This is a genomic window from Desulfuromusa ferrireducens, assembly GCF_055389805.1.
The window spans coordinates 2,724,374-2,747,151 of the sequence record NZ_AP042415.1 but is presented as its reverse complement, the minus strand read 5'-3'; the positions used below and the strand labels follow the sequence as shown (position 1 = coordinate 2,747,151).

Annotated in this window: 23 protein-coding genes; 6 read left to right on the top strand and 17 right to left on the bottom strand. The window is 49.8% G+C overall.

Features of this window, described 5'->3' with window-relative positions:
* Positions 1–240: 240 nt before the first annotated feature.
* From ACZ5PT_RS12365 to ACZ5PT_RS12315, 11 genes are all read right to left on the bottom strand, one after another.
* Positions 241–789: a pilus assembly PilX family protein gene (locus ACZ5PT_RS12365; protein WP_464263343.1), complete on the bottom strand. Its 549-nt coding sequence runs from the start codon at positions 787–789 to the stop codon at positions 241–243.
* An 11-nt stretch (positions 790–800) separates the two neighbouring features.
* Entirely contained in the window at positions 801–1,187 is a 387-nt protein-coding gene (locus ACZ5PT_RS12360; RefSeq protein WP_464263342.1) for a type IV pilus modification PilV family protein, read from the bottom strand.
* 1 nt (position 1,188) lies between these two features.
* On the bottom strand, positions 1,189–1,992 hold the full coding sequence (locus ACZ5PT_RS12355; protein ID WP_464263341.1) for a prepilin-type N-terminal cleavage/methylation domain-containing protein: 804 nt from the start codon (positions 1,990–1,992) through the stop codon (positions 1,189–1,191).
* A gap of 3 nt (positions 1,993–1,995) precedes the next feature.
* Positions 1,996–2,484, bottom strand: a complete 489-nt coding sequence (locus ACZ5PT_RS12350) for a GspH/FimT family protein (protein ID WP_464263340.1) — start codon at positions 2,482–2,484, stop codon at positions 1,996–1,998.
* A gap of 219 nt (positions 2,485–2,703) precedes the next feature.
* A complete protein-coding gene (locus ACZ5PT_RS12345) occupies positions 2,704–3,087 on the bottom strand; it encodes a type IV pilin protein (protein WP_464263339.1) in 384 nt (127 codons plus the stop codon).
* Between the two features lie 32 nt (positions 3,088–3,119).
* Positions 3,120–8,048, bottom strand: a complete 4,929-nt coding sequence (locus tag ACZ5PT_RS12340; protein ID WP_464266736.1) for a PilC/PilY family type IV pilus protein — start codon at positions 8,046–8,048, stop codon at positions 3,120–3,122.
* Positions 8,049–8,157: 109 nt separating this feature from the next.
* The gene (locus ACZ5PT_RS12335; RefSeq protein ID WP_464263338.1) at positions 8,158–8,682 is read right to left on the bottom strand and encodes a pilus assembly PilX family protein; all 525 of its coding nucleotides are present in this window, start codon (positions 8,680–8,682) and stop codon (positions 8,158–8,160) included.
* Positions 8,683–8,694: 12 nt separating this feature from the next.
* A complete protein-coding gene (locus tag ACZ5PT_RS12330; protein ID WP_464263337.1) occupies positions 8,695–9,795 on the bottom strand; it encodes a PilW family protein in 1,101 nt (366 codons plus the stop codon).
* Entirely contained in the window at positions 9,792–10,229 is a 438-nt protein-coding gene (pilV, locus tag ACZ5PT_RS12325) for a type IV pilus modification protein PilV (RefSeq protein ID WP_464263336.1), read from the bottom strand. The genes ACZ5PT_RS12330 and pilV overlap by 4 nt, the downstream gene beginning before the upstream one ends.
* Before the next feature lie 24 nt (positions 10,230–10,253).
* Positions 10,254–10,835 carry a GspH/FimT family pseudopilin gene (locus tag ACZ5PT_RS12320; RefSeq protein WP_464263335.1) on the bottom strand — a complete coding sequence of 194 codons (582 nt, stop codon included), beginning with the start codon at positions 10,833–10,835 and terminating at the stop codon, positions 10,254–10,256.
* A gap of 166 nt (positions 10,836–11,001) precedes the next feature.
* A complete protein-coding gene (locus tag ACZ5PT_RS12315) occupies positions 11,002–12,489 on the bottom strand; it encodes a sensor histidine kinase (RefSeq protein ID WP_464263334.1) in 1,488 nt (495 codons plus the stop codon).
* Between the two features lie 165 nt (positions 12,490–12,654).
* Here ACZ5PT_RS12315 and ACZ5PT_RS12310 point away from each other — a divergent pair, with 165 nt between their 5' ends.
* Genes ACZ5PT_RS12310 through ACZ5PT_RS12290 form a run of 5 tightly spaced genes read left to right on the top strand, consistent with a single transcriptional unit; the run spans position 12,655 to position 15,262 of the window.
* Positions 12,655–12,846, top strand: coding sequence for a ferredoxin (locus ACZ5PT_RS12310; protein WP_464263333.1), 192 nt, complete (start codon positions 12,655–12,657; stop codon positions 12,844–12,846).
* A gap of 40 nt (positions 12,847–12,886) precedes the next feature.
* Positions 12,887–13,423 carry a hypothetical protein gene (locus tag ACZ5PT_RS12305; RefSeq protein ID WP_464263332.1) on the top strand — a complete coding sequence of 179 codons (537 nt, stop codon included), beginning with the start codon at positions 12,887–12,889 and terminating at the stop codon, positions 13,421–13,423.
* A 7-nt stretch (positions 13,424–13,430) separates the two neighbouring features.
* Positions 13,431–14,000: an HD domain-containing protein gene (locus tag ACZ5PT_RS12300; RefSeq protein WP_464263331.1), complete on the top strand. Its 570-nt coding sequence runs from the start codon at positions 13,431–13,433 to the stop codon at positions 13,998–14,000.
* A gap of 1 nt (position 14,001) precedes the next feature.
* The gene (locus ACZ5PT_RS12295; RefSeq protein ID WP_464263330.1) at positions 14,002–14,634 is read left to right on the top strand and encodes a DedA family protein; all 633 of its coding nucleotides are present in this window, start codon (positions 14,002–14,004) and stop codon (positions 14,632–14,634) included.
* Positions 14,624–15,262, top strand: a complete 639-nt coding sequence (locus tag ACZ5PT_RS12290) for a YceH family protein (RefSeq protein ID WP_464263329.1) — start codon at positions 14,624–14,626, stop codon at positions 15,260–15,262. Before ACZ5PT_RS12295 ends, ACZ5PT_RS12290 begins: the two co-directional genes overlap by 11 nt.
* Before the next feature lie 43 nt (positions 15,263–15,305).
* Here the strand turns inward: ACZ5PT_RS12290 and ACZ5PT_RS12285 are convergent, their stop codons facing one another.
* Together ACZ5PT_RS12285 and ACZ5PT_RS12280 are read right to left on the bottom strand one after the other, a co-directional pair.
* Complete coding sequence (locus tag ACZ5PT_RS12285; RefSeq protein WP_464263328.1) at positions 15,306–16,166, bottom strand: TonB-dependent receptor; 861 nt, start codon at positions 16,164–16,166, stop codon at positions 15,306–15,308.
* Positions 16,167–16,391: 225 nt separating this feature from the next.
* The gene (locus ACZ5PT_RS12280; RefSeq protein ID WP_464263327.1) at positions 16,392–18,926 is read right to left on the bottom strand and encodes a bifunctional aconitate hydratase 2/2-methylisocitrate dehydratase; all 2,535 of its coding nucleotides are present in this window, start codon (positions 18,924–18,926) and stop codon (positions 16,392–16,394) included.
* Positions 18,927–19,215: 289 nt separating this feature from the next.
* Between ACZ5PT_RS12280 and ACZ5PT_RS12275 the strand changes: the two genes are divergently transcribed.
* A complete protein-coding gene (locus ACZ5PT_RS12275; RefSeq protein WP_464263326.1) occupies positions 19,216–19,509 on the top strand; it encodes a hypothetical protein in 294 nt (97 codons plus the stop codon).
* Here the strand turns inward: ACZ5PT_RS12275 and ACZ5PT_RS12270 are convergent.
* The 4 genes from ACZ5PT_RS12270 to ACZ5PT_RS12255 all read right to left on the bottom strand — a co-directional run bounded on the left by ACZ5PT_RS12270 (position 19,451) and on the right by ACZ5PT_RS12255 (position 22,763).
* Positions 19,451–20,134 carry an FKBP-type peptidyl-prolyl cis-trans isomerase gene (locus tag ACZ5PT_RS12270; protein ID WP_464263325.1) on the bottom strand — a complete coding sequence of 228 codons (684 nt, stop codon included), beginning with the start codon at positions 20,132–20,134 and terminating at the stop codon, positions 19,451–19,453. The two genes, ACZ5PT_RS12275 and ACZ5PT_RS12270, sit on opposite strands and share 59 nt — an antisense overlap.
* A 91-nt stretch (positions 20,135–20,225) precedes the next feature.
* Positions 20,226–20,780 (bottom strand): 2-oxoacid:acceptor oxidoreductase family protein, encoded by a 555-nt coding sequence (locus tag ACZ5PT_RS12265; protein ID WP_464263324.1) that lies wholly within the window; start codon positions 20,778–20,780, stop codon positions 20,226–20,228.
* 25 nt (positions 20,781–20,805) lie between these two features.
* Positions 20,806–21,621, bottom strand: coding sequence for a 2-oxoacid:ferredoxin oxidoreductase subunit beta (locus ACZ5PT_RS12260; protein ID WP_464263323.1), 816 nt, complete (start codon positions 21,619–21,621; stop codon positions 20,806–20,808).
* Entirely contained in the window at positions 21,621–22,763 is a 1,143-nt protein-coding gene (locus tag ACZ5PT_RS12255; protein WP_464263322.1) for a 2-oxoacid:acceptor oxidoreductase subunit alpha, read from the bottom strand. Before ACZ5PT_RS12255 ends, ACZ5PT_RS12260 begins: the two co-directional genes overlap by 1 nt.
* Positions 22,764–22,778: the final 15 nt, after the last annotated feature.

The window sequence follows — 22,778 nt, the reverse complement described above, 5'->3', positions numbered from 1 at the left end:
CCCCCAGGATTCATCATAACAATTGAAATTGGAATATATTTATCTGGCTATCTACTTCGCTTCACCAAAAATCGGTGTTGCGTTAGCTCTTCAGTTTTTGTCCACGGAAAACACGGAAGACACGGAATTTGTAAGATCAAGAATTTTCCGTGAGTTCAGTGCTTTCAGTGGATAATATTTTTCCACCATGCTTTGACGTTAAATCATTCAAGGTTGAGTCAAATGGATAACGAGCTTGATTTAAAGCATGTGTCGCCACTGCGAGGCAATTTTCACCTTGCTCTTGGTTGGGCTCTCATGCTGGGTGCGGATATCGTAAATTATCCAGGCACCGCCCGCGGCCGAAGCTTTACCCTGCCCTTCATAGCCGGCCAACATCTGCACAGCACCGCCACTCGACAGGCGGCTATTGCCGCCGACTACCAAAGAGGTCCTGCCGCGCCCAAAATCAACAGTCGCAGCGCGGTTATCCGCATCGGCCTGGGTGCTCCCCAACGCGTCCGCCAGAAAAAAATCCTTATCTAGCAGATGCACCTTGCCAAGGGTTATGTCGCTACCCGAGTGATCAGACCAGCCACGCTCGGCAATCGCCTCTTCAATCAGCACCTTGGTGATTTCATTGGCACCATCAGCATAGTAAAAGGCCTGCCTGTGCCCTTTGTCATTCCCGGCAATCAGTAACTCCAGGGTTGTGTTTGAGGAGGCGCTCAAACCGATAATGGTCAGCAGCGCTAACATCAAAATAGCAAAGAGCAATGCACTTCCCGATTGATTCCGCAGTCTTTTCATCTTCCCCTCACCTAAAAAAGATTCGCTTTGGCAGCCACGAGGCGAGTGCCCTTGGTTTTCCCTTGCAGCAGACAATCAACATCCAACTGAATCGTCTTGGTCTTTTGCAACAGTTCATCCTCTACGACCACCAACCGGTACAAATAATGAGCTTCCTCCCAGTTGCGCGAACCAGCGCCAGTCGCGGACAGGTCAGGATGTTCAAAGGGCAGCGCCAATAAACGTTCAATTTCAGCTTGCCCCAATGCCGTCGTGACCGTGGCTTCCCTGGCAACCACATTGCCACGCACGGAGGTTATCTGCAAACCAGCAACAGCAAGCATTCCCGTTGTAAATATCGCCATGGCAATGACCACTTCAAGCAAGGAAAAGCCCGTCTCACGTTGTATATCCATCATCCTATATCCCCAGGTTTCGGCAGCTGACACTGGTCTGTAGCAGTCTGCGACGATAATGATCATTAAAGGTCAGGACCCGATCACCAATGACAAAACGCTGCCCGCCGCCGTAGTGAGGATCTTGCTGCGGCGCCCGTCCGAGCAACCAGATCTTTACCACTCTGACATCTTCAACTTTGGCCAAAATCCCAGTATCGATGCCATCAATAATCCCGTCGTTATCGGCATCATCCTCTTCACCGATCCGATTATCGGCATCAGTATCTAATTCAACCCAGTTGCCGTTGCGACCAATCACCCCCCAGTGAATACGACCGGCAGTATCGCCATCAAGCAGCCCATCAGCATTCCCATCAAAGGCATAGGCAAACCCCATAGCTTCGATATATTCAGCGGCCGGGCTGTTATTACCGCCAGCGGATTTCCGTCCCAAACGTGGGATTCCTGAGGATTTATAGAGACTGTAGGTCAAATCTTCATTGGCATCGTTGCAATCGCCATCACGACTCAAGTCCATGGTGAAATGAACAGATTGACGACCAGCATTAATCAATCCGGTGACCGCATCGCTGCCCCTGGCGTAACCGGCCATTCTCAGATCGGAACTGAGGGCATCGAGTCCCGCCCGCAGGTTCTGCTGAATTTCTGTAACCTGCAATTGAGCTGTATAAACCCGGGAGCTACCGAGATACAGATTAAGCATCGAGCTGCCGATGATGCCCGTAAGCGCCAAGGTTATCAGCATTTCTAGCAGGGTGAAACCACGACAATTCCCCGGTCGCCATCGTAAGAGAGGCCTCTTCATCGTTTATTTGTTCGCCAGATGAACATAACCGGCCAAGGTGGTCGTCAAGCGGATCGTTTTACCACTTCTGTAATCCTTGACATCGACGCCGCCGAAATTACCGCCGGGACGCCCTCTTGAAGTAAAACTGGTTGCACCATCGGGAAAGCTGATCTTGTCGAAGACAATTCCCTGCGGCAACGTTATCTCAGCCAAAAGATCTTCATCGCTGTCACAACGACCGTTTCTGGTGGTATCGGCAAAAATAGAATAACTGCTTTGACCGGAAGTAGAAAATACGATAGCGACCGTTTCGTTTCGCTTGATCGCTTCCATCTTGGCACGTTGAAACTGACCGTATAGTTCGCGGGCGGTCGCGCGGAGGGTGGCTTTTTGAGAAAAGGTAGAAAATTGCGGAATGGCGATCGAAACGCTGATACCGATAATGACGATAACGATAAGCAGTTCAATCAGGGTGAAACCGCTGTCAGCGGTCTTCAAGCTACGTAGCATCTGCATCCCCCCCCAGAGACAAAGTAAACAGCGTAGATCAGTTGTTCAACTCAGACAACGAAACACTCGCACATTACAGAACAAACTACTCATTAGTGTCAAGTGGAATTTTAATGAATCTGCAGAGATGGGGCAAAAAATATAAGTCGCAGCATATGCCAGCAACTCAGATCCCAGACATACGAAATCTGAGTTGCTTTGCACTAATTCGTTCGGACCTTACCAACAACCAGATTGTGCGGCAGATTTTACTCCAAGCTGATTTATACTTAACGTGCCGCATTTATCGCCAACCTGGATCCGCGCAGGGACTGCCTGCAAGGTAAAGGTACTGCTATCAGCAAAAGAAAATTGCAATGTGTAGGTGCCGCCTCCTGTCGAGGCTGACTCTAGTGGCGCACCGACATAAGTACCATTCTGCGTAAAGAAGCGTTCCGCCCTTTGAGCTTCATTCATCAGCGCGGCCTTGGCATTGCCTCGATAGGACGTCCTTTTGTAACTGTTATAAGCGGGTACCGATATGGCCGCAAGGATACCAATGATTCCTATCACAACGACCAGTTCGATCAGTGTAAAACCTCTATCTGTCCCTTTGACCTTCATGATTCCCTCTCAGATAAATTCCAAACTAAACATTAACGGATCTGGCGCCATGATCCACGCCCCGTAGTGATGCCACCGCTGTCAACTTCCTCATCTTCCAACCCACCGCCGCCACCGCCACCTCCAGAAGTATCCGTTCCAGAAGTAATCAAGTGCGTTACGTCACCGCCAGAGATGACCGCTGGCGCGGAGATAATACCCGTTGTGGACTTTTTACCTGAAACAGCAACACCAGTCGAGGTATCAGGGTCTGTCACTTCATCATCGGAATCGTAGACGTTATCATTGTTCAAATCGAAAATCGAACCATTGAGCCTTCCGCCGGTTTCTGGATCAATAAGCATCAACCAGCTGTCGCCACCGAATTCGCAAGCGTCAATATTGGGGATAAGAGTTACAAAAACCAGTTTCCCAGGAATCAATTGCGCCCGCTCGACGACACGCTCACCTTGTGCCCCATCGGTTGGCGATTCAAGGTCGAGATACCAGCCAAATTCAGTCGTATAATCAACCAGATTACTTGAAAGCGCCCGCACCTCAAAACCTAAGGTAGCGGCTTCCACCGATATGGTTTGCTCGGTCAAATCACTTCTATCGGTCGTCGTAATCCTCGTCCCATCGTCAAGAATGCCATAGAAGGTTTCAACAGCAGGCGAAGCGACAACGATATTGTCTCCCGTTTCAAAATACTGGCCGGTCCCAAAGTAAATCATCACATCATCGATTGCCACAGTTGCGGTTGCGGCACCGACTTCGGGTCGTACGGTAATCGGCTGGGCATTACCCGCACCACCGACTGCGGTAAACATCGGAAGCGGAGCCTTTGTTGAGGTAACTGCGTGAGCAGAAACCCACTTACTCGCACTGACGTCTGAAACATCAAATTTCCACAGGTTGCCAAGCAGATCACCGGCATAAATTGCATCGACGATACTGTCAGACACCCCTCCGTCAAAATCGACCGGAGCAACACCCGACATGCCACTCAAGGTCCCCCCAACGTCGATCGCCTTAATTAAGCTGCCGTCGTGGAGATCGGTGATATACAAGACAGCGGTCCCACTAGCACTATTGTAACCATTACCAAAAACCGCCGCCCAGTCCCCGTTTGCCATACGAACAATAAACGGCTGATCAAAAACCTGGCCGATTTCTGCGTAACCAGTCGTTGCGGGCGTAATTTCCCAGAGGACATCACTGGCTGAGAAGTTATCCGGATCGGTAACACGCAGGGCATAAATCCCTTTGCCGCCAGCCCCTAAGCCACCGACCAGAATGGTTTCCCACTCATAAACCGCATCACCATCCAGATCAAGATAGGCATCGGTTGCTCGAACCGGACCATCTACAGAATACTGATGGCTATAGGAAGGAGCCGTCATGGCGCTTAACTTGTCAAAAACGAGGTTCGGCACGTATGTAAACAGTTCTTTGCCACCAAGCAGTTGCGGACTTGCAGTGGTATCACGCGGACCGGCATCAAAAGCGTGTAACATGCCGTCATTGGCTCCGACATACAGAACATCCGTTCTTTCGACATAGGCAGTACTAGAGCGGTAAGTATAGTAAGAGGTCCCCTCAGGGCTCGGAAGGGCGGTGTAACCGTAGTTTTGATTACCGACAAACCAGGGATCGGAATTGACAATATCCCCCAAAATGGAGGTTCTGTCCCTGAATATCCCGAGGCCACAAGTCGCACTTGGCGATGCAAGTTCGTTCTGCTCTTCGTTGCACTGCTCACCACGTAAATACACCAACCGTAATAGAGCGTTCGTATAATCGGCTTCTACAGGATCTTTCAAAGCATCTTTCTGTGCTGTATCCAAGTTTGCCCATTCAAAAGTAACGCCGGCACCGCTCGTCGGTTTGAAGGTGAAAATATCTCGATTGATTTCTGGATCGACCACAGCATCCAACAAATCTCCAGCTGCCCATTCCGGGCTACCGATACCACCAATTGTCAGCAAGGGGTAGGCAGTCAATTGACCTGCCCAGAATTCGGTATCGAAGCTGGCCTGATAGATCATGGTGTTGGTGTCAAGCCGAGTCGAGTTGGTTGCAACTGCGGCCGCAGAGGTTGTCACACCAACGATATCCTGAAAGGCGGTGTTCAACTTTTGTGACAAGGTCAGGGCATTGGTCACCAGGAAATAATTGTCAGGATTGCCATCGGCATCGACACCATACTCGTCCGTGTCAGGCAGATCATTCTCGATGGCCCCGTCAACAGTTTCGTCAAAAAAACCATATTTTGCAGCATACCAGAGAGGGTCTTTTAGGAAGGTCGCAGCAGCGCCACTTGAGTCCGGGGTGAAGTTACGTGTCCTGGTGAGGGGAAGAGGATCGTCATCATCCCAGACCGTGGAATCGACATCTGGGTGAAAAACATCAGGGTCTGGTGTGTCAAGAAAATAATCGGGATCAGTCGCTGGATTATTCCCTGAGCAAGTCCCGCTCCCCGGGAGATTAGCCGTATCACAATCTCGGATTTCAAGATAAGTACCATCTTTTGTTGTCCCACTGATCACATACCCCATATGCTGCACAATGCTACCATCAGCGTAGGTAGAAGTCAGCGTGATATCGACGGTATTGTCATCTTTTACAAGATAAGAATATTCAACAATTGCATCCATGTCATGGTCAGCACCCTGCTCGACATCCTCAAAATTGATCCGAAAAAGACCGGAGGTTGGAGTGAGGGTGTCGATATAAAAATCAACAATCGTGTTGGTCGCCTGAAAACTGCCAGAGGAGGCACTAATGAAATTCCCCCCAACCGACTTGGCAAAAGGAACCAGAGTAATGGTTTGCCCATTTACGGGGATGTCGATTTGCGGCAAAGGTGATGCCAAGGCAACAGAAAAGGTGTTCATCTTCTGATCGTCAGCGGCAGTGTTCAGATCGGTGATTTTTGCGTAATAAGCAACAGCGGCAGCATAATAGCTCCCCTGCTTGGTCGGTTCTTCTGGGGCCAGACCGCGGATATTGCCAAAGCTGGAAACTGTTTTCGGAGAGGGTGAACCGTCATAGGTACCGTCCACTTGACCTATAAAAACCGACTTGGTTGTTGTGGAGCCAAATTCGTGGTCCCAAATACTATCACCCAGAAGTTTGACATTAATATCACTCCAATCAGAAGCCCCCGTATCAACTAAATCAGAAGAAATGCCACTACCAAAATCACCATCTATCCCAGGTAAGGAATCTGAGTCATAAGAAGGATTGATATCGCTGATCACCAGCTCGAAAGGTTCGGCGCAGGTTGGGTTTGAAGAATAGGGATCATCCCAAGTCGCTAATGGCAGCCCCAAATCGGCATCATCGTTACCACTTGAAGATATATCAAACTCAGTGCTAGCAGCAGCTTTACCGGAGAAATAGCGCACCCCTTCATACATCATCTCAGCGAGTGGGTTCCCCCAGTCACTGAACTGACCATTGCTCAATGGCTGGGTATCGAGCCGGGAGCCATCATAATCATAATCGCCATCGCCACCAAAGTTGGCGATTTTCAAGCGATCAATGGTTTTGACAATGCCAACGGTCCCTGTGTACTGACCTGTTGCAGAGTCAACCTCATCGGTAAAAGCACTGACCGCCTTACGTAACACTCCGCCTTGGGTGTTATTTTCGTAGGATCCAGTCAGTAGACCGAACTTCATCCGCCCGTCTTCCCCGTATTCGTGCAATAAGCCGGTCGGCTTGTAATCTCCGTTCGGATACAGTTTGCAGTTGGTTTCAGTTAAGCCTGAGTTACAAACTTCGACCCGCACCTCATAATCTGTCATGGCAGAGGCGGGAATCGATTTCCCCCAGTAGAGCTGCCAAGAATCCGAGACAAACGCTTCTTCATGACGATATTCAACAGAGTAGGTCCCAGCAACAAAATACCCCGTATCATTATATGACGTTCCTCCGTCTGCTGCATGGTCGTCATAATAGCCAACGATCAGTTCATCTGACGTATCGCCAGCAATAATTACCTCGACAGCATCATCTCCATTAACGGCAAAATCATAATTACCATCTGCAGGAATAGTAATTTTACCAGTGAAGATCGTCATATAATTTTCTTGGTCGACAACAAAAGGGTTACCACTACCATCAATGACTGTTGCGGCCTGGCTGCCATCTAAATTTGCAGCGGTTGCGTAGGTCGTAACAAAAGTCTCGTATTCTGTATGATTTGCGGGATGCCCCTGTCCGCCCGGCAAGCTATAAACTGTTTGCGTCAGATCGGTAAATGCAGTCGCTGGAACAATTTGCCAGACGGTATCCGCCCCCGTCGTACAAGACTGTCGTGAACCATTATCACAATCATCCCCAGCAACTTCTTGCTCGATTGACAGCCACTCCCAAACCCGGAAGTTCGAATCGTTCAAAACCCGCAACAATGGTGCAGTGGTATTCAACAAGGTGGTATTGGCAAAAAGGTGCCGCGTTCCGGGCAGAGGCAATGCAAGCGGGGTATAGTCAGCGATATCGTAGCCATCATCAGCCACGCTAGTATATTCCTTCCCCCAACTGTGAGCATCCTGGGGGATATATGTCCTCTCAAGAATGGTCGTCGTTGCATCATCGGTGGAGCGTGTTCCACCGTAAAGAACTTTGCGCAGAGCATCAATCCGACTGGTGGTCAGGTAATTGAGAAAATCACCACTCCACTCGGCAGACCCAGAGCAGGTTTTATCGGTGGTGCTACTGCTTGGTTCAAAAAGGTTCCTGGTTAAGTTTTCGTAACAGCTGTAAGAATTGAAATAGCCGTAGTAATCAATATCATCCGGCTTGTAGCCGACATCGAGAGTCCCATTTCCATCAAGATCGCTGGCATCGTTATAGGCCTCGTAATACAGCTTATGGTCACGCCCCATCACCAACAGATTCAGCGGTGGCGCAGACTGAGACAGGAACAGTGGCTGGTCGGCGATAGCACTATGACTGAAAGTCGCTGCCCCCATGATCGTCAGCGGCACCAGCAATAACGTGATCAGTAATTTTTGCAGCAAAATTTGCTTCGCTTTCCCGTTCATAATGTCTTCCTTCCCGCGTGCACTTCGAGAAACTGAATTACCGTGCATAAGTGCTCTGCAGAATGACGATCGAGCTGGCGTTGGAGCCCACTCCATAGGCAGTGACTCGGTACATATTATTTTCGGCAACCTCAGAACCGGCAACCAGCGAACCTTCAGCTGCGCCTGATCCGGCAGGCCCGAGATTTTCAATAATGTAGCGCGGCGGCACCGCAGCCCCAGATGGAGCAGTCCCAGAGTAAACAGCTGAATCGGTGGCATCCCAGGCCATACCATCGATATCGACATAAGGCATGTACAGACCGGTACTTGTCGCGGTTGTACTGGTTCCCGGAAAAGTCGGTAAACTAGCTGCTGTCAGAACCCGCTCACCATCGCGAAGGGCCATTTCAGCAGTATGAAATGCGATGTTCCGGCTACCCAGGTTTCGGCTCATTACTTCTTCCAACGTGCTAGTCTGCATCGAGGTAATACCGATCAAGGTCATAATAACCAACAACAACAATCCAGTGACCAGTACGGCACCACGCTCATTTTTTACTGGAGAAAAAATAGTCATCATCTTCTTTCCGATTTAAGGTAAACGATTTCTGATGCCAACGGTGGTCACAAACACCTGCCGCATTCTGCGATCGTCAACTGGAGCGGTAGCGGTACCATTGCCGATGGGATTAACATTGGTCCCGTTGACCACATAAGTGGCGGTATCCAACGCCTTCTTGCCAATTTCACCCGGGCTGCGCAGCAACAGGCCGATACGAATCGCGACAATATTGTCCCAATCAGCGACAGCATTGGCGGCACGGTAAACATCAACATTACGATCAGCATCAGTATCTTCACCGTAGAGAACCTGAATATTTTCAACCCCCTCAATTAACTCTTCCGTTGCGTTTAAGCCGATTTTCCTATAAAGCGCAGGTTCAATCCCATTTAGACCAATATAATAAATTGTCGTTCGTGGGAACAAAACCTGGGCACCTGGCGCAAACGGATGGCCAAAATTGTTAGTACTATTCCCCGGCGTGACACTTGTCCCCGTATTGTGAACGAGATTGCCATTAGCGTTAGTATATGACACCGATTGAAAAGCAATTGCTTCTGTGCAATCCGAAACTAGCAGGATATCTCCCCCCCCCGTCGCAAAAACATCGCTTAACCCTGCGGTAACTTTTAAATCCGCGGAGGTGGCTATCATGGTCCCAGTCACTCCGATATCCAAATCCTGATCAACACCGCGAACAACAAAAATATCACTTCCCCCCAAGGGGGACGTCAATGCTAAATCAGTCCCACTAGTCAATGTAGGGTCCACAGTGCCTACATTATCTGCCCAGGCATTGGACCCTGTCGCGTCCAGTCCATAAATCCCCTGACCAAAATCGTATGCAAAATCAGAAGAATTAATAACAGAATTGTATTTTTGCCCGGCACACCCTATATAACCGGCCATGCGGATATCACGGGTCATCAGGTCAAGAACAAAACGACCGTTTTCCTGTAACCGTGAGAGTTGCTCATTGTAGCGATATCCGGTGGTACTGCCGACAAATACCTGATAAATACCACCAAGCAAGACCAAGCCAATTGCCGTAGCAACCAGCAGCTCAATCAACGAAAAGCCTTTTTGCTTCCCAACCCTAACTCTCTGCAAGCAACTATGTCTATTTTTCATAATTGTGTATCCACCTGTACCGTTTGCAGTCCACCGCGCTCCGTCCAGCGAATACTGATCGTCGCCTCTATCATCCCACCGGTGTTAGTAATATCAACAGCTCCGGCACCGGCAGGTAAGGTAGTCACAGCAGCCAGCCAGCCATCTAAATCCGCCTTTACCAGTGTCGGCAGGCTTCCCGCCGGAGTCGCACCAAAGGCAATTTCATAAGGCCAAGGGGCCGTGGTTGCCGCCGTCCGGTTGGCACGCATCCTTTCAGCCATATCGTAAATATATAGGGTGGCTTGCGAGCGAACAGAAGCACTACTGCTACTGGATAAACCCTGGGTCTGCATCCCAGCTAATCCCATCAAGCCAATCGTTAAGATGACCAAAGCAACCAACACCTCAACCAGGGTAAAACCGCGTGTATCGTTAAGTGCTCGGTTTAACATATTCAATCCTTTTTAAAATCCGTCTTAAGGACAGTTTGCTGTCCGGCTGGACTGAACTCGTCCGGTGGTCATAATCTCTATCGTATAAGCAGATGCATCACCACGGGAATCACAGAGGCGAAACTCATCATCTTCCGGGTCGGTATCCGCTGCATTGCCAGCACTTTCTCCCATAGCTAAATATGAGATATAATCTGTAAAATTATCCCCAGCGCGCAATGTATTATCACCATCCAACCCCGCATAAACACGAATGAGCTGTTCACCGGAATCAACAACCCCCACAGTACCGCTGGTCAAAGGATCATGAAAAACAATCCAACCATCCTCCCAATTGCCCGTAGATGTATTACAGCTTGTCCCGTTGAGGCTTCGACATATGGTAATCCGATCCCCCCGAGTCACAGCTTCGCTGCGAGCCAGATTAAGGGAAGAAACCAAATCATTTGTCTGTGTCGATAAACGGTTGTTTCGGATGGCGACCTTAAAGTTCGGGATGGCGAACGTCATGATTATTGCAGCAAAAACCATAACCACAATCAATTCGATCAAGGTAAAACCGGCTTGCTGTTGCCGCGTTGAAGAAAATAAATTGTTTTTTATCATAGTCCCTCACAGGTTGATGAACTAATCATTCGCAAGGATTGGTCCAAGTTATTATCAACAATATAGCAGTGTTTTTTTCAGCTGTTACAGAACAGCCGAAGATAATAGGTTCGTCGTCATGCAGAGATTGCATGGCTTATAAGTGCATTTATTGCACGATAGCGGATTAACACCTCGGCAATTCGACTTTGAAACAGCTCCCTATTCCTGCCTCGGATTCAACTACGATCCGTCCACCAATCTCTTCGACGATCCGATGACAGATCGACAGCCCAAGCCCAGTTCCCTCACCAGGAGCTTTGGTGGTAAAAAACGGATCAAAAATTTTACCGAGTTTATCGGCAGCGATCCCACAGCCACAGTCCTCTATCGTCACCCAGACTGTCGCTCCTGATTGCCCTGCCTCCAACTCAACCTGCCCGCCCAGACGACAAGCATGAACGGCATTGAGCAGCAAATTGACAAACAGCTGTTGCAACTTATGCTCGCAACCTTTAACGCGCCCCAATTGCGCCGGCAAACGATCGATCAACTCAACATCGGCGAACGCTCCCTGATGCTCGAGCAAACTCACCGCCGAGCGCAAAACTGTTACCGGGTCCAACTCAACCGGTTCAACATCTGAGGGGCGAGAAAAGTTCAGCAGTTCCCGCACCAGATAATCGATCCGCTCCGCTTCAGTAATCGAGCGGCAAACCACCTCACCATCTTCAGCCTGTAAGCGTCCTTTGAGTATTTCCAAATAACCGATCAGTGCCGCCAGCGGATTTCCCAGTTCATGTGCCAAACCAGCAGAGAGCTGTCCGACCGACGCCAATTTTTCACTGCGAATCAGCTCATCTCTGGTACGCTGAAGTTCTTCGTTGGTCTGCTCTAGGGTCGCAATATGCGACTGAGTCTCCTGGCGACTGTTCTGCAACGCTGCGACCATATGATTATAGGCGTCGGCCAATTGGGCAATCTCAGCCGGTCCGGCCACCGGCAGTCGGGTTTCAAGATGCCCACGGCTGACATCTTCTGTGGCCCGCAACAAATTGATTGCCGGACGGATAACATTCCGCTGCAACAAATAGTAACCGATGAAGATCAACACACTGCCGTAGAGAAAAACATAAATCAGGATCATCCGCTGCGATAAAAGCAAGCGATAGCGAATATCATCCAGGGAATAGCGAATATCAAGCAGACCGATAAAACGGTCTTGCTGAAAGAGCGGCAAAGCAAAGTGGGCACTGGCTTCAGCATCGGCAAACACCTGCAGCAAGGCAGGAAATTCGACCGACTCCAGCAGTTCTCCGGAAAGTCGGGCCTGCTGACGACGCACGGCAGAATAAGGTTCTCCATCGCCACTGCGAAATGATGCCAGCAGCTGTAAATTCGCCCCATATAACCACCAGCCATCGTGGTTAAGTTCGTCAGGTAACTGTTTTAGAGAATTTAATACGAAAGGCGCACTTTGTTCTGTAATGTCATAGCTGTCCGCCAGAGAGCGGGCGATCGTTCCTGAGATCAGCCTGAGTTGGCTGACTTTCTGTTCCAACAGACTCTGTTCGGTCAACCGCAACATCATGACACCACCTAAGAGCAGAGCGGCCCCCATCAACAGGGTGAGGGTGGTCAGAATTTCGGCTCTCAGACCAGCAGGTTTTGACAAATGCATTCTCCACGCGCGGCACAATTTGAATTTATCATCATTGAAATTTACTAAGTTATCATAATTTAACCAAAAAGAGAAATCCAGGGTTTGATAAACAGGGTGAAAATATTGGATAATCGAGATATCACTCTAATTCATTATATTCAAGAAAGGTTACCCCTCATGGCCAGAACCCCATACCTTGACCAAGACGCCTGCATCGGCTGCGAAACCTGCACGCGGATCTGTCCGAATGTTTTCCATATGGTCTCCGAGCACATCGCTGGCATTCACAATCCAACCGGCGACAACGAAGAGAAGATTGAAGAAGCAATGGACAATTGTCCGGTCGCCTGCATCACTTGGAACGATTAACATGCTGACTCGCCGGCGATGTTCCCTATGGATCCTACTGGTGTGCTGCTGCGCCCTGTTAAGCGGTTGTCTTTCAACGCTGCTAAATCAACCGGCCGGGGATATCAACGAGCAGCTGTATATTGACGCCCGGCTCGGTTTTGCCATCAAGCACCCGCTTGATTGGCTACTTGTACAGATTCCGGTTTCTTCGCCGAAATACCGGGCTGACACAATCCTGTGGAAGATCAAGGATCTAAAACAGCAGCACCTTGATGTCGGCGAGATAATGATCATCAGTCGAACAGCCGATCCGAAAAAACAGTTGCCCGATCTGCTCAGCTCCTACCTTTCTTCGGAACGGGAGTTAAAATCGAGTAAGGTGGAAAATTTCGACCACCCGTCCGGACCAGCACTAAAGCTTCTCGGCCACGACGACAACCGCGGCCGTTTGACCATTGCCCTAAAAGGGCAAAGTCGCGACTTCATCATTTCGCTCGATTTTCCGACCAGTCGATTTGATGAATTACTGCCTGTATTCGAAGATATCGTCGCTAGCTTCGTTGAGGTGGTTGTATCTGAACCTGTGGGGAACTAGCTCTATTATGTCTGTGCCTATCGGTCCGGCCGACATTATTCGAAAATACTACGCCTGTCATCCGCAGGCCTGGCAGATCCTGCTTGAGCACAGTCGGCAGGTTACTCGCAGGGCCTTAAAAATTGCTCGCTACCGGCAAAAGACCGTTAACCTCGACCTGCAATTCATTGCCGAAGCAGCGATGTTGCATGACATCGGCATGATCTGTACAAATACCCCGGAGCTTGCTTGTTTTGGCGAAGGACCGTACCTGCAACATGGCGTTGCCGGCCGGAAGATACTCGAACAGGAAGGATTGCCACGGCACGCTCTGGTCTGTGAACGACATATCGGTATTGGCTTAACCGCAGCTGAAATCAGTGCCAAGAAGCTGCCCTTACCACAGCGCGACATGCTACCGTCAACCCCGGAAGAACAGATTATCTGCTACGCGGACCTGTTCTTTTCAAAAGGGAATAAAAATCGCAACCGGATAAAAACGCCGGACCAAGTTCGCCGCACACTGGCCCAATATGGCCCTGAAAAGTTGATCGTTTTCGATGCTTGGTTGCTTCTATTTGAACCAGAATTGAGCTAATATGGACACATGGTTGCAACAGCTGGTGCAACTTCTCCCGCAGGGGGGCAGTTATTATCTGCTGCTATTTTTGGTCTCATTCGCTGAATCTCTGCCGATGATCGGCCTACTGGTGCCAGGCAGCACGATCGTTGTCCTGGCGGGCTTTCTGGCTTTTCACGGTAAGGGGCTGTTTCTTCCGATCCTGCTCAGTACCGCTCTCGGTGCACTACTCGGTGACCTGCTCAGCTTTTGGTTGGGTGGACACCTTGGCAACCGGATGCTGACCAGCAAAAGTTTCCACAAACACCATCAATTGGTCAAACAAGCAGAGCGGTTTTTCTATATGCATGGTGGCAAAAGTATCTTCTTTGCCCGCTTTCTCGGTCCGATTCGCGGCATTATCCCTTTCATCGCCGGAATATCCCGAATGCCGGGCAAGGCACTTTGCGTTTACGCTTTGATCAGCGCCATTCTCTGGGGCATTGCCTATCCCGGACTGGGTTATTTAGGCGGCGTCAGTTGGCAGCAGGCGCAAAGTCTGACTCTGCGTTTTGGCCTGTTGATTGCCCTTGCCCTGATCATTACCATCATCCACTACTGGCTGCGCCGCAGTCTGAAATTAACACCAGGAGACAGCAATCATGGAGATTGAACTCAACCAGCTTGAAGCGCGAGTACTTGGAGCTTTTATCGAAAAAGAGTTGACCACGCCCGACTATTACCCACTAAGCCCCAATAGCCTGACCAATGCCTGCAACCAAAAATCGAACCGCGCCCCGGTGATGCAACTGGTTGAATCAGAAGTGATTGAAACGGTTGAACTCCTGCGTAAAAAGGGACTGGCGATGCAGTCGCAGGACGCCGGCAGTCGGGTTACCAAATTCCGCCACACCCTGCGTGAACGTCTCTACCTAGAAGATCATGAACTGGCAATCCTTGGCGAACTGCTGCTGCGCGGCGCGCAAACTCCGGGAGAATTACGTTCTCGAGCTGACCGGATGGCTAGCTTTAGTGCCTTGGAAAAAGTGGACCAAATTTTACAGGAACTGATCGAAAAAGAGCCACCAATGGTGGTAAAACTTGACCGTCAGGCAGGACGCAAAGAAAACCGCTACATGCAGCTGTTCTGCGGGCCAATCGAAGAAGCAGAATCAGAACAGACAATGCAACCCGCACATGGGATCTCAATGGCGGAACTGCAAGAAGAAATAGCAATTTTGAAGGTTCAGTTTGCAGAATTGAAAGAGGAATTTCAGCAATTCAGGGAGCAGTTTGACTAATCGAACCCAAAAGGGGCCTTCATCCAGGCCCCTTTTTATTGTTTTAGAAACGGTAGCGCAAACCGAACATCAGGGCATAAGATTCCCAGTTAACCTCGTTGAGTCGGGTTCCGCCACGGGTCCCATCGGCATCATAGGTTGTATCTTGCCCATCTCCGGTTTGCCAATACTGGACATTGCCGGAAAAGACAACCGACCAACGCTGGTTCAGTTCATAAGCAGACTTCAGAGTTAGAACCAATCCCGTGCCGTGCGCCTCGTGCTCGAAACTGATCGGGTGGGCCAAATCCGGCCGCAAGTTCCAGTTGGCCTCGGCGAAGTATTCAACGATGTGATACTCACCGGTCAGTTCCAAACTCAACTTCTCAACCGGTGCCAGTTGCAGGTTTAGACCGAGCCAAGGCCCCCACCAATAAGCAGTATATGAGCTGTCCAGCCCTGGGATTGGGCCGATCGACAGAGGAGCAGGGCTATGACCGGTATCAGCAACGGTCTGAACCCCATCGGTCATTGAAAGATCCTGCATATGAAAGGAATAACCGAGTAGCGGTGCTATCGATAATCGCCCGGCAAGCAACTTATACTTAGGCCCAAAGCCACCACTGGCATCAAGGGTAAAACCCTTATCGGATTGGTTGTTCGAGCGGGACCATTCCAGACTCCGGTTATCCCCATCATAGTCTGAATCCTGGTTATCTCCGCTATAGATTCTCCCGTAAGCCAACTTCCCAACCAGCAGGGTATTGGTCTTTAGCCAGAGCAGATCCCTGGTTTCGGCCCAGCCATCTAGTTGCAGCTGAAAGATTTCCAGGTCACTCCAGGTCAATTCAGACAGGACATTGGGGGTTGTCCCACTATTATTGCCGGCAATATTCCAATCTAACTGATCAACACGATAACCCATTGATAAATCGAGCCCTGAAGTCTTGATCAGGTCGGAAGCACTAACAGTCGTAGAGAATAAAAGGAAAATTACGAGCAGGACAGATAACTTACGCAGAGGTGTCATTAAATGATCCAGAGGAGTGTGTTAATAAAGAAAACCAGAGAACACATTAACACAACCCAAGAAAAAAGGCCGCCCAAAAAATGGGCGGCCTGTATAACATCATAATAAATAGACTAAATTTTACTTTTCGTAACCGTCCATCTCATCAAACTGCAGGTACTGATAGATGGTGTCAGCTTTAGGTGCAACCTTCTCTTTGTAGACCGCGAGATACTCAGCCGGAGTCGGCAGCTTACCCATAGTCGAGGTCACGGCACCAAGCTCAGCAGAACCAAGGTAAACCTGAGCTCCGTTACCGATACGGTCATCGAAGTTACGGGTACTGGTGGAGAACATGTTAACCCCATCAGGCACGCGCGCTTGATTACCCATACAGAGCGAGCAACCGGCGATTTCAAGACGGGCACCCATGGCACTGAAGACCGAGAAGACAGCTTCTTCCTTCAGCTTGGCTTGATCCATACGGGTCGGCGGACAAACCCAGGTACGGACGTTCGGGTTGAACTTCTCGCCACGCCAGATCTCAGCAGCAGCGCGGAAGTGACCGATGTTGGTCATACAGGAACCGATGAAGATATCCTGAATCGGAGTCCCCTGGATGTCGGAGAGCAGTTTGACATCATCAGGATCGTTCGGGCAAGCCAGAATCGGCTCGGTGATTTCAGCCAGATCGATCTCGATAACAGCAGCGTACTCAGCGTTTTTATCAGCCTCGAGCAGTTTTGGATCCTTGAGCCATTCGTTGACGGCATCAATCCGCCCCTGCAGGGTCTCAGCATCCTGATAACCTTCTTCGATCATCTTTTTCATATGCGAAACGTTGGAGCGCAGGTAAGTACAGACGCTCTCTTCGGACAGCTTGATACAACCAGCAGCAGCGCTCCGCTCAGCAGCGGCATCGGTCAGCTCGAAAGCCTGCTCAACCGACAGATTCGGCAGACCTTCCATCTCCAGAATCCGACCGTTGAAGATGTTGACCTTGTTCTTCTTCGGTACGGTCAGGTGACCTTGCTTGATGGCCCAGTATGGGATGGCGTTGACGGCGTCACGCAGAGTGATACCTTCGTTCAACTTACCGGTGAAGCGTACCAGAACTGATTCCGGCATATCGAGCGGCATGAAGCCGAGAGCACCAGCAAAAGCGATCAGGCCGGAACCGGCCGGGAAACTGATGCCGATCGGGAAACGGGTGTGGGAGTCCCCACCGGTACCGACAGTGTCAGGAACCAGCAGACGGTTTAACCAGCTGTGGATAACACCATCGCCCGGACGCAACGGAACACCAGCGCGATCGGAGATGAATTTCGGCAGGTTGGCGTGCATCTTGACGTCAGCCGGCTTCGGATACGCAGCGGTATGACAGAAAGACTGCATAACCATCGGCGACTTGAAGCGCAGGCAAGCCAACTCTTTGATCTCGTCAGCGGTCATCGGACCAGTAGTATCCTGGGAACCGACGGTGGTCATAATCGGTGCGCAAGAGGAACCAGGCAAGACACCGTCAGATCCACAAGCACGACCAACCATCTTCTGTGCCTGAGTGTAACCTTGACCAGCTTTAGGAGCAGTAACAGCAGCTTGGGCAAAGATATCAGTCTCGCCCAGACCCAAAGCTTCACGGGCTTCCTTGGTCACGGCACAACCGATGATCAGAGGAATTCGGCCACCGGCGCGGAACTCATCAGAAACGGTATCCGGCTTGATGGAAAAAGTGGAAACGACTTCGCCAGCGTCATTGGTGACTTCACCTTTAGCGGTATTGATGGTGATAACGTCACCCATGTTCAGCTTGGAAACGTCCATCCGCAGTGGCAAGGTGCCTGAATCCTGAGCGGTATTGAAGAAGATCGGGGCGATAACGCCACCGATGATCACGCCACCACGACGCTTGTTAGGAACCGCCGGGATATCGTCACCGATACACCAGAGCACGCTGTTACAAGCAGACTTACGGGAAGAACCAGTACCAACAACATCACCAACAAAAGCAACCTGATGGCCTTCTTCACGCCACTTGGCAATTTGCTCGATTCCACCGACAAAACGGGTTTTACCCATCGCCAAAGCATGAAGTGGAATATCTGGACGACTCCAGGCATCACCGGCAGGAGAGAAATCATCAGTATTGATTTCACCTTCAACCTTGAAAACTTTGACTTTGATGGTTTCTGCTACTGCAGGCTTGTTGGTAAACCACTCGGCAGCAGCCCAGCTCTCAACAACCTTTTTTGCAGCAGCGTTGCTGTTGGAAAGCTCAATAACCTGGGCCGCAGCATCATAAACATAGGTCATGCCGGACAGAGCACAGGCAGCTTCTTCTGCCAGAGCAGAGTCACTCAAAGCAGCGATCAGTGGCTGAACATTATAACCACCAATCATCGTGCCGAGAATCTGCACAGCTTTAACTTTATCGATCAGCGGCGAGCTTTTGGCTCCGGTCGTCAGTTCGGCCAAAAAAGCAGCCTTGACTTCTGCAGCAGGATCAACACCGGGAGAAACCCGTTGAATAAACAGGTTCATCAAAAAATCAGCCTTATCGGCTGGAGGGTTCTGCAGCAGTTCGCAGAGACCAACAGTTTGCTCAGGACTCAGCGGCAGAGCCGGAATTCCTTGAGCATTACGCTCTTCTTCGTGTTTCAGATAAGCTTCGATCATCTCTCTCCTCCATTATCAGGTTTGCAGTATCGACTGCATGAAAGTCGTCCTAAAAAAACTTTTGACCTGCTAGGAACAAACGCACCCTGCGGGCAAAACATTGCATACTGTATACGATTTCAACCTCACCTGTCAATCACCCGAGTGGTTAAAATAAGCTTTAACTGAGCAGATCGCAGGGGAATAAAAATATCCAAAGATCGCTTTGCCAAGAAAGGCTCTGCGACATTTTCTGTCACATCTAGAATGTAGAATTCTCACTCTAGACAAATGGACAAAGGAGAATTCAATGTTTGAGCTATTATTATTAGTCAGTGTTGCGCTGATCACCGTCGGTCAGCTACTACCAAAAGAAGTTTCTGAACATGAAGAGCAATCCCCCGCACAAATATCGCCTCAAAAAAACAAAGCAAAAAAAATGGTTAGAAGCACGACACACCTCCACAAAAAGCAGGCGCTTAACGCAAAACAGCCCTCCCGGAAGTTTTCCGCAAGGGCTGCAATTCAACCTGATTACTTGGCTATTATTGAACGATCTTCAGCAGTTCAACTTCAAAGATCAAAGCAGAGCTGGGTGGAATAACGGGAGGGTTACCACGCTCTCCATAGGCCAAAGCGGAGGGGATTACCAATTCCCACTTTGCTCCCTCTTTCATCAACTGCAGCGCCTCAGTCCACCCGGAAATAACTCCCCCGACCGGAAAACTGACAGGTTCACCCCTTTTATAGGAACTATCAAATTCGGTTCCATCGATCAGGGTTCCGCGATAATGAACTTCAACCGTTGACTCCGCTGTCGGCGAAGAACCGTTTCCTGCAGTAATGACCTTATACTGCAAGCCACTCGGCAACGTCACAACAGCGTCCTTTGCCCCATTCTGCAACAAATAATCTTCAGACAACTTTATGTTAGCCGCTGCAGCTGCGGCCATCTCAGCGATCTGCTTTTGCTGCATATCCTGCTGAAACGCGGTGAGGATTTCCCCCATCTCTTGCTCAGTCAATAGTGTTTTCTCACCCTGAAAAGTTGCAACAAGGCCAGCGGCAATCTGCTCGACATCGGCTTCAACATTCTGGCTTTTCATTTTCAAACCAGTAATCATACCAATGGCATAACCTAGTTTTTCCTGATCAGTCTTGAGATTTTCTTGAGCAAAAGAAACTGTTGCCAGCAAAGACACCACCAACAAGGAAAACAACATTTTCATCACGACAACTCCTCATGTATTAGGCATAAAAAAAGCTCGGTGCAAAACACCGAGCCTTTTTATATCTTATCCGTTAACTACCGGCAAGAACTTACTGAGCAGCCATCATCTCGAGGGCTTTTTCGTAACCAAGAGCGTATGCCTTTTTGTTCAAATCGGTAAAGGCCGCGGGCACTTTAGCGAGCACAGCCTGCTCACCTGACTCACGCTTTACAACATCAGTCATTGCGATCATTGCACCAAGAGCAATAACATTGGCAACGATTTCACGACCGATATCTTGCTTGGCAAGACGCATAATCGGCAGGAAATAGGTTTTAAAGTTACCTTCTGGTGCATTTGGAGCAAAGTCACTGTCGAGCAACAGAAGCCCGCCTTCTTTGATACCATTTGCGTACTTATCGGCAGCTTCCTGGGTCATTGCCAAGCAAGCATCAACGACAGTTGCCTTGGGGTAGTCAATCGGCTCATCGCCAATGATAACCTCAGACTTTGATGCACCACCACGGGCTTCAGGTCCGTAGCTTTGCGATTGAACGGCGTGCCGACCCTCGATGATCGAGGCAGCTTCCGCCAGAATGATCCCGGCGGTAATCAGACCCTGACCACCTGCACCGGAAAACCGAAGTTCATATCTTTCAGCCATGATTCTCGTCTCCTTTTGGGTGTTATCAGGCGCCTTTAACACGCTCAATGATATTAGCGTATTGCTCACAGTACTCAGGCTTGTCCTCTTCATAAAGAACACCAGTCAGGATTTTACCTTCGAGCTGCTCAGCGTCCATCTTAGCTGCTGCAGCAACTGGGACTGCTGTTTCTTTGAGAACTTTCATCATGTCGACAACACTACGGAACTTGTTACGACGCCCATAACTGGTCGGGCAGTCATCAACAACTTCAACGATCGACATCCCTTTGTGTTTAATGCCCTGAGCAATCAATTTATCAATCTGATTCGCATGGAAAGACGTCGTCCGGGCAACAAAAGTTGCGCCGGCGCCAATCGCCAACTTACTGATATCGAAAATTGGATCAGGGTTACCATATGGAGTCGTCGAGGCCAACATACCAGTCGGGGTACAAGGCGAGAACTGACCACCGGTCATGCCGTAGATGTGATTGTTCATTATTACGTAGGTCATGTCGATGTTACGACGACATGCGTGAATGAAGTGGTTACCACCGATAGCGGTACCGTCTCCGTCACCACCACAGCAGATAACGGTCATATCCGGGCGAGCCATCTTTACACCAGTGGCGAAAGCAGCAGCCCGACCATGAGCGGTATGCAAGGTATTGAAATCAAGGTAACCAGGCAAACGACTGGCACAGCCGATACCGGACACAATAGCGGTATCTTTCTTTTCCAGACCGCAGGTGTCCATTGCCCGAATCAGACCCTTCATAACAATGCCGTGACCACAGCCAGGACACCAGATATGCGGCAATTTGCCGGGACGCAGAGATTTATCGTAATCGTAAGCCATTAGAGCACCTCCTTAACCTGGTTAATGATCTCACCAGGGGTGAGAGGGTCACCGTCAACACGGTTAACACCAGCAAGCTTACAGTCATTCTTGACGACTCGCTCAACTTCCAAGATCATCTGCCCAAGGTTCATTTCCGGCACGACGATAGCTTTAGCTTGCTTACCAAGCTCGGCAACGCGTTTTTCCGGGAAAGGCCAAAGCGTAATTGGACGGAATAGACCAGCTTTGATCCCCTCGGAACGCAGTTCGTTAACTGCATAGCGAGCAGAACGAGCGGAAGAACCGTAAGCCAGAATGACAACATCTGCATCTTCGGTTAGATACTCTTCGTTCGACTCGATGTCAGCACGCGCTTCCGGACACTCGACCTTAAGAATCTGACGACGCTCTTCAAAGTCGACAAGATTTGCCTTGGTGGTCGGGAAGCCGTCAGCTGCCTTGTTCAGACCGGTGACATGAAAACGGTATTCAGAACCGAAAGCAGCCAGTGGCGGCACATCAGTAAGGGTTTCCGCCTCGAACGGCTTGTAATCTTCTGGAGCACAAGTAGGAGCTGTACGATCAATCAGTTCCAATTCACCTGGCTCAGGGAAGACAATACGCTCGCGCATGTGACCGACGATCTCATCATACAGAACCTGTACCGGCATGCGATATTTTTCCGCAAGATTAAATGCGCGTACGGTTTCAGTAAAAATCTCCTGACAAGACTCAGGACAAAGAGCGATCGCAGCATGATCACCGTGGGTTCCCCACTTGGCCTGCATGACGTCAGACTGGCCAGGACCAGTCGGCATACCGGTTGAAGGACCACCACGCATAACGTTGATGATAACGCAAGGGACCTCGGCAATGCAGGCATAGCCGATCAATTCCTGCTTTAAAGAGACACCAGGACCGGAGGTTGCTGTCAAAGCTTTTGCACCGGTCAAGGAAGCGCCGATAACCGATGCCATAGCAGCGATTTCGTCTTCCATCTGGATAAACTTGCCACCGACCTTGGGGAGTTCTTCAGACAGAACTTCCGCAACTTCAGTGGAGGGAGTAATGGGGTAGCCGCCGAAAAATGTGCAGCCTGCATAAATAGCGCCCATAGCGCATGCAGTGTTCCCCTGTAATAGAGCTACTTTTTTAGCCACGAAACGACCTCCTAT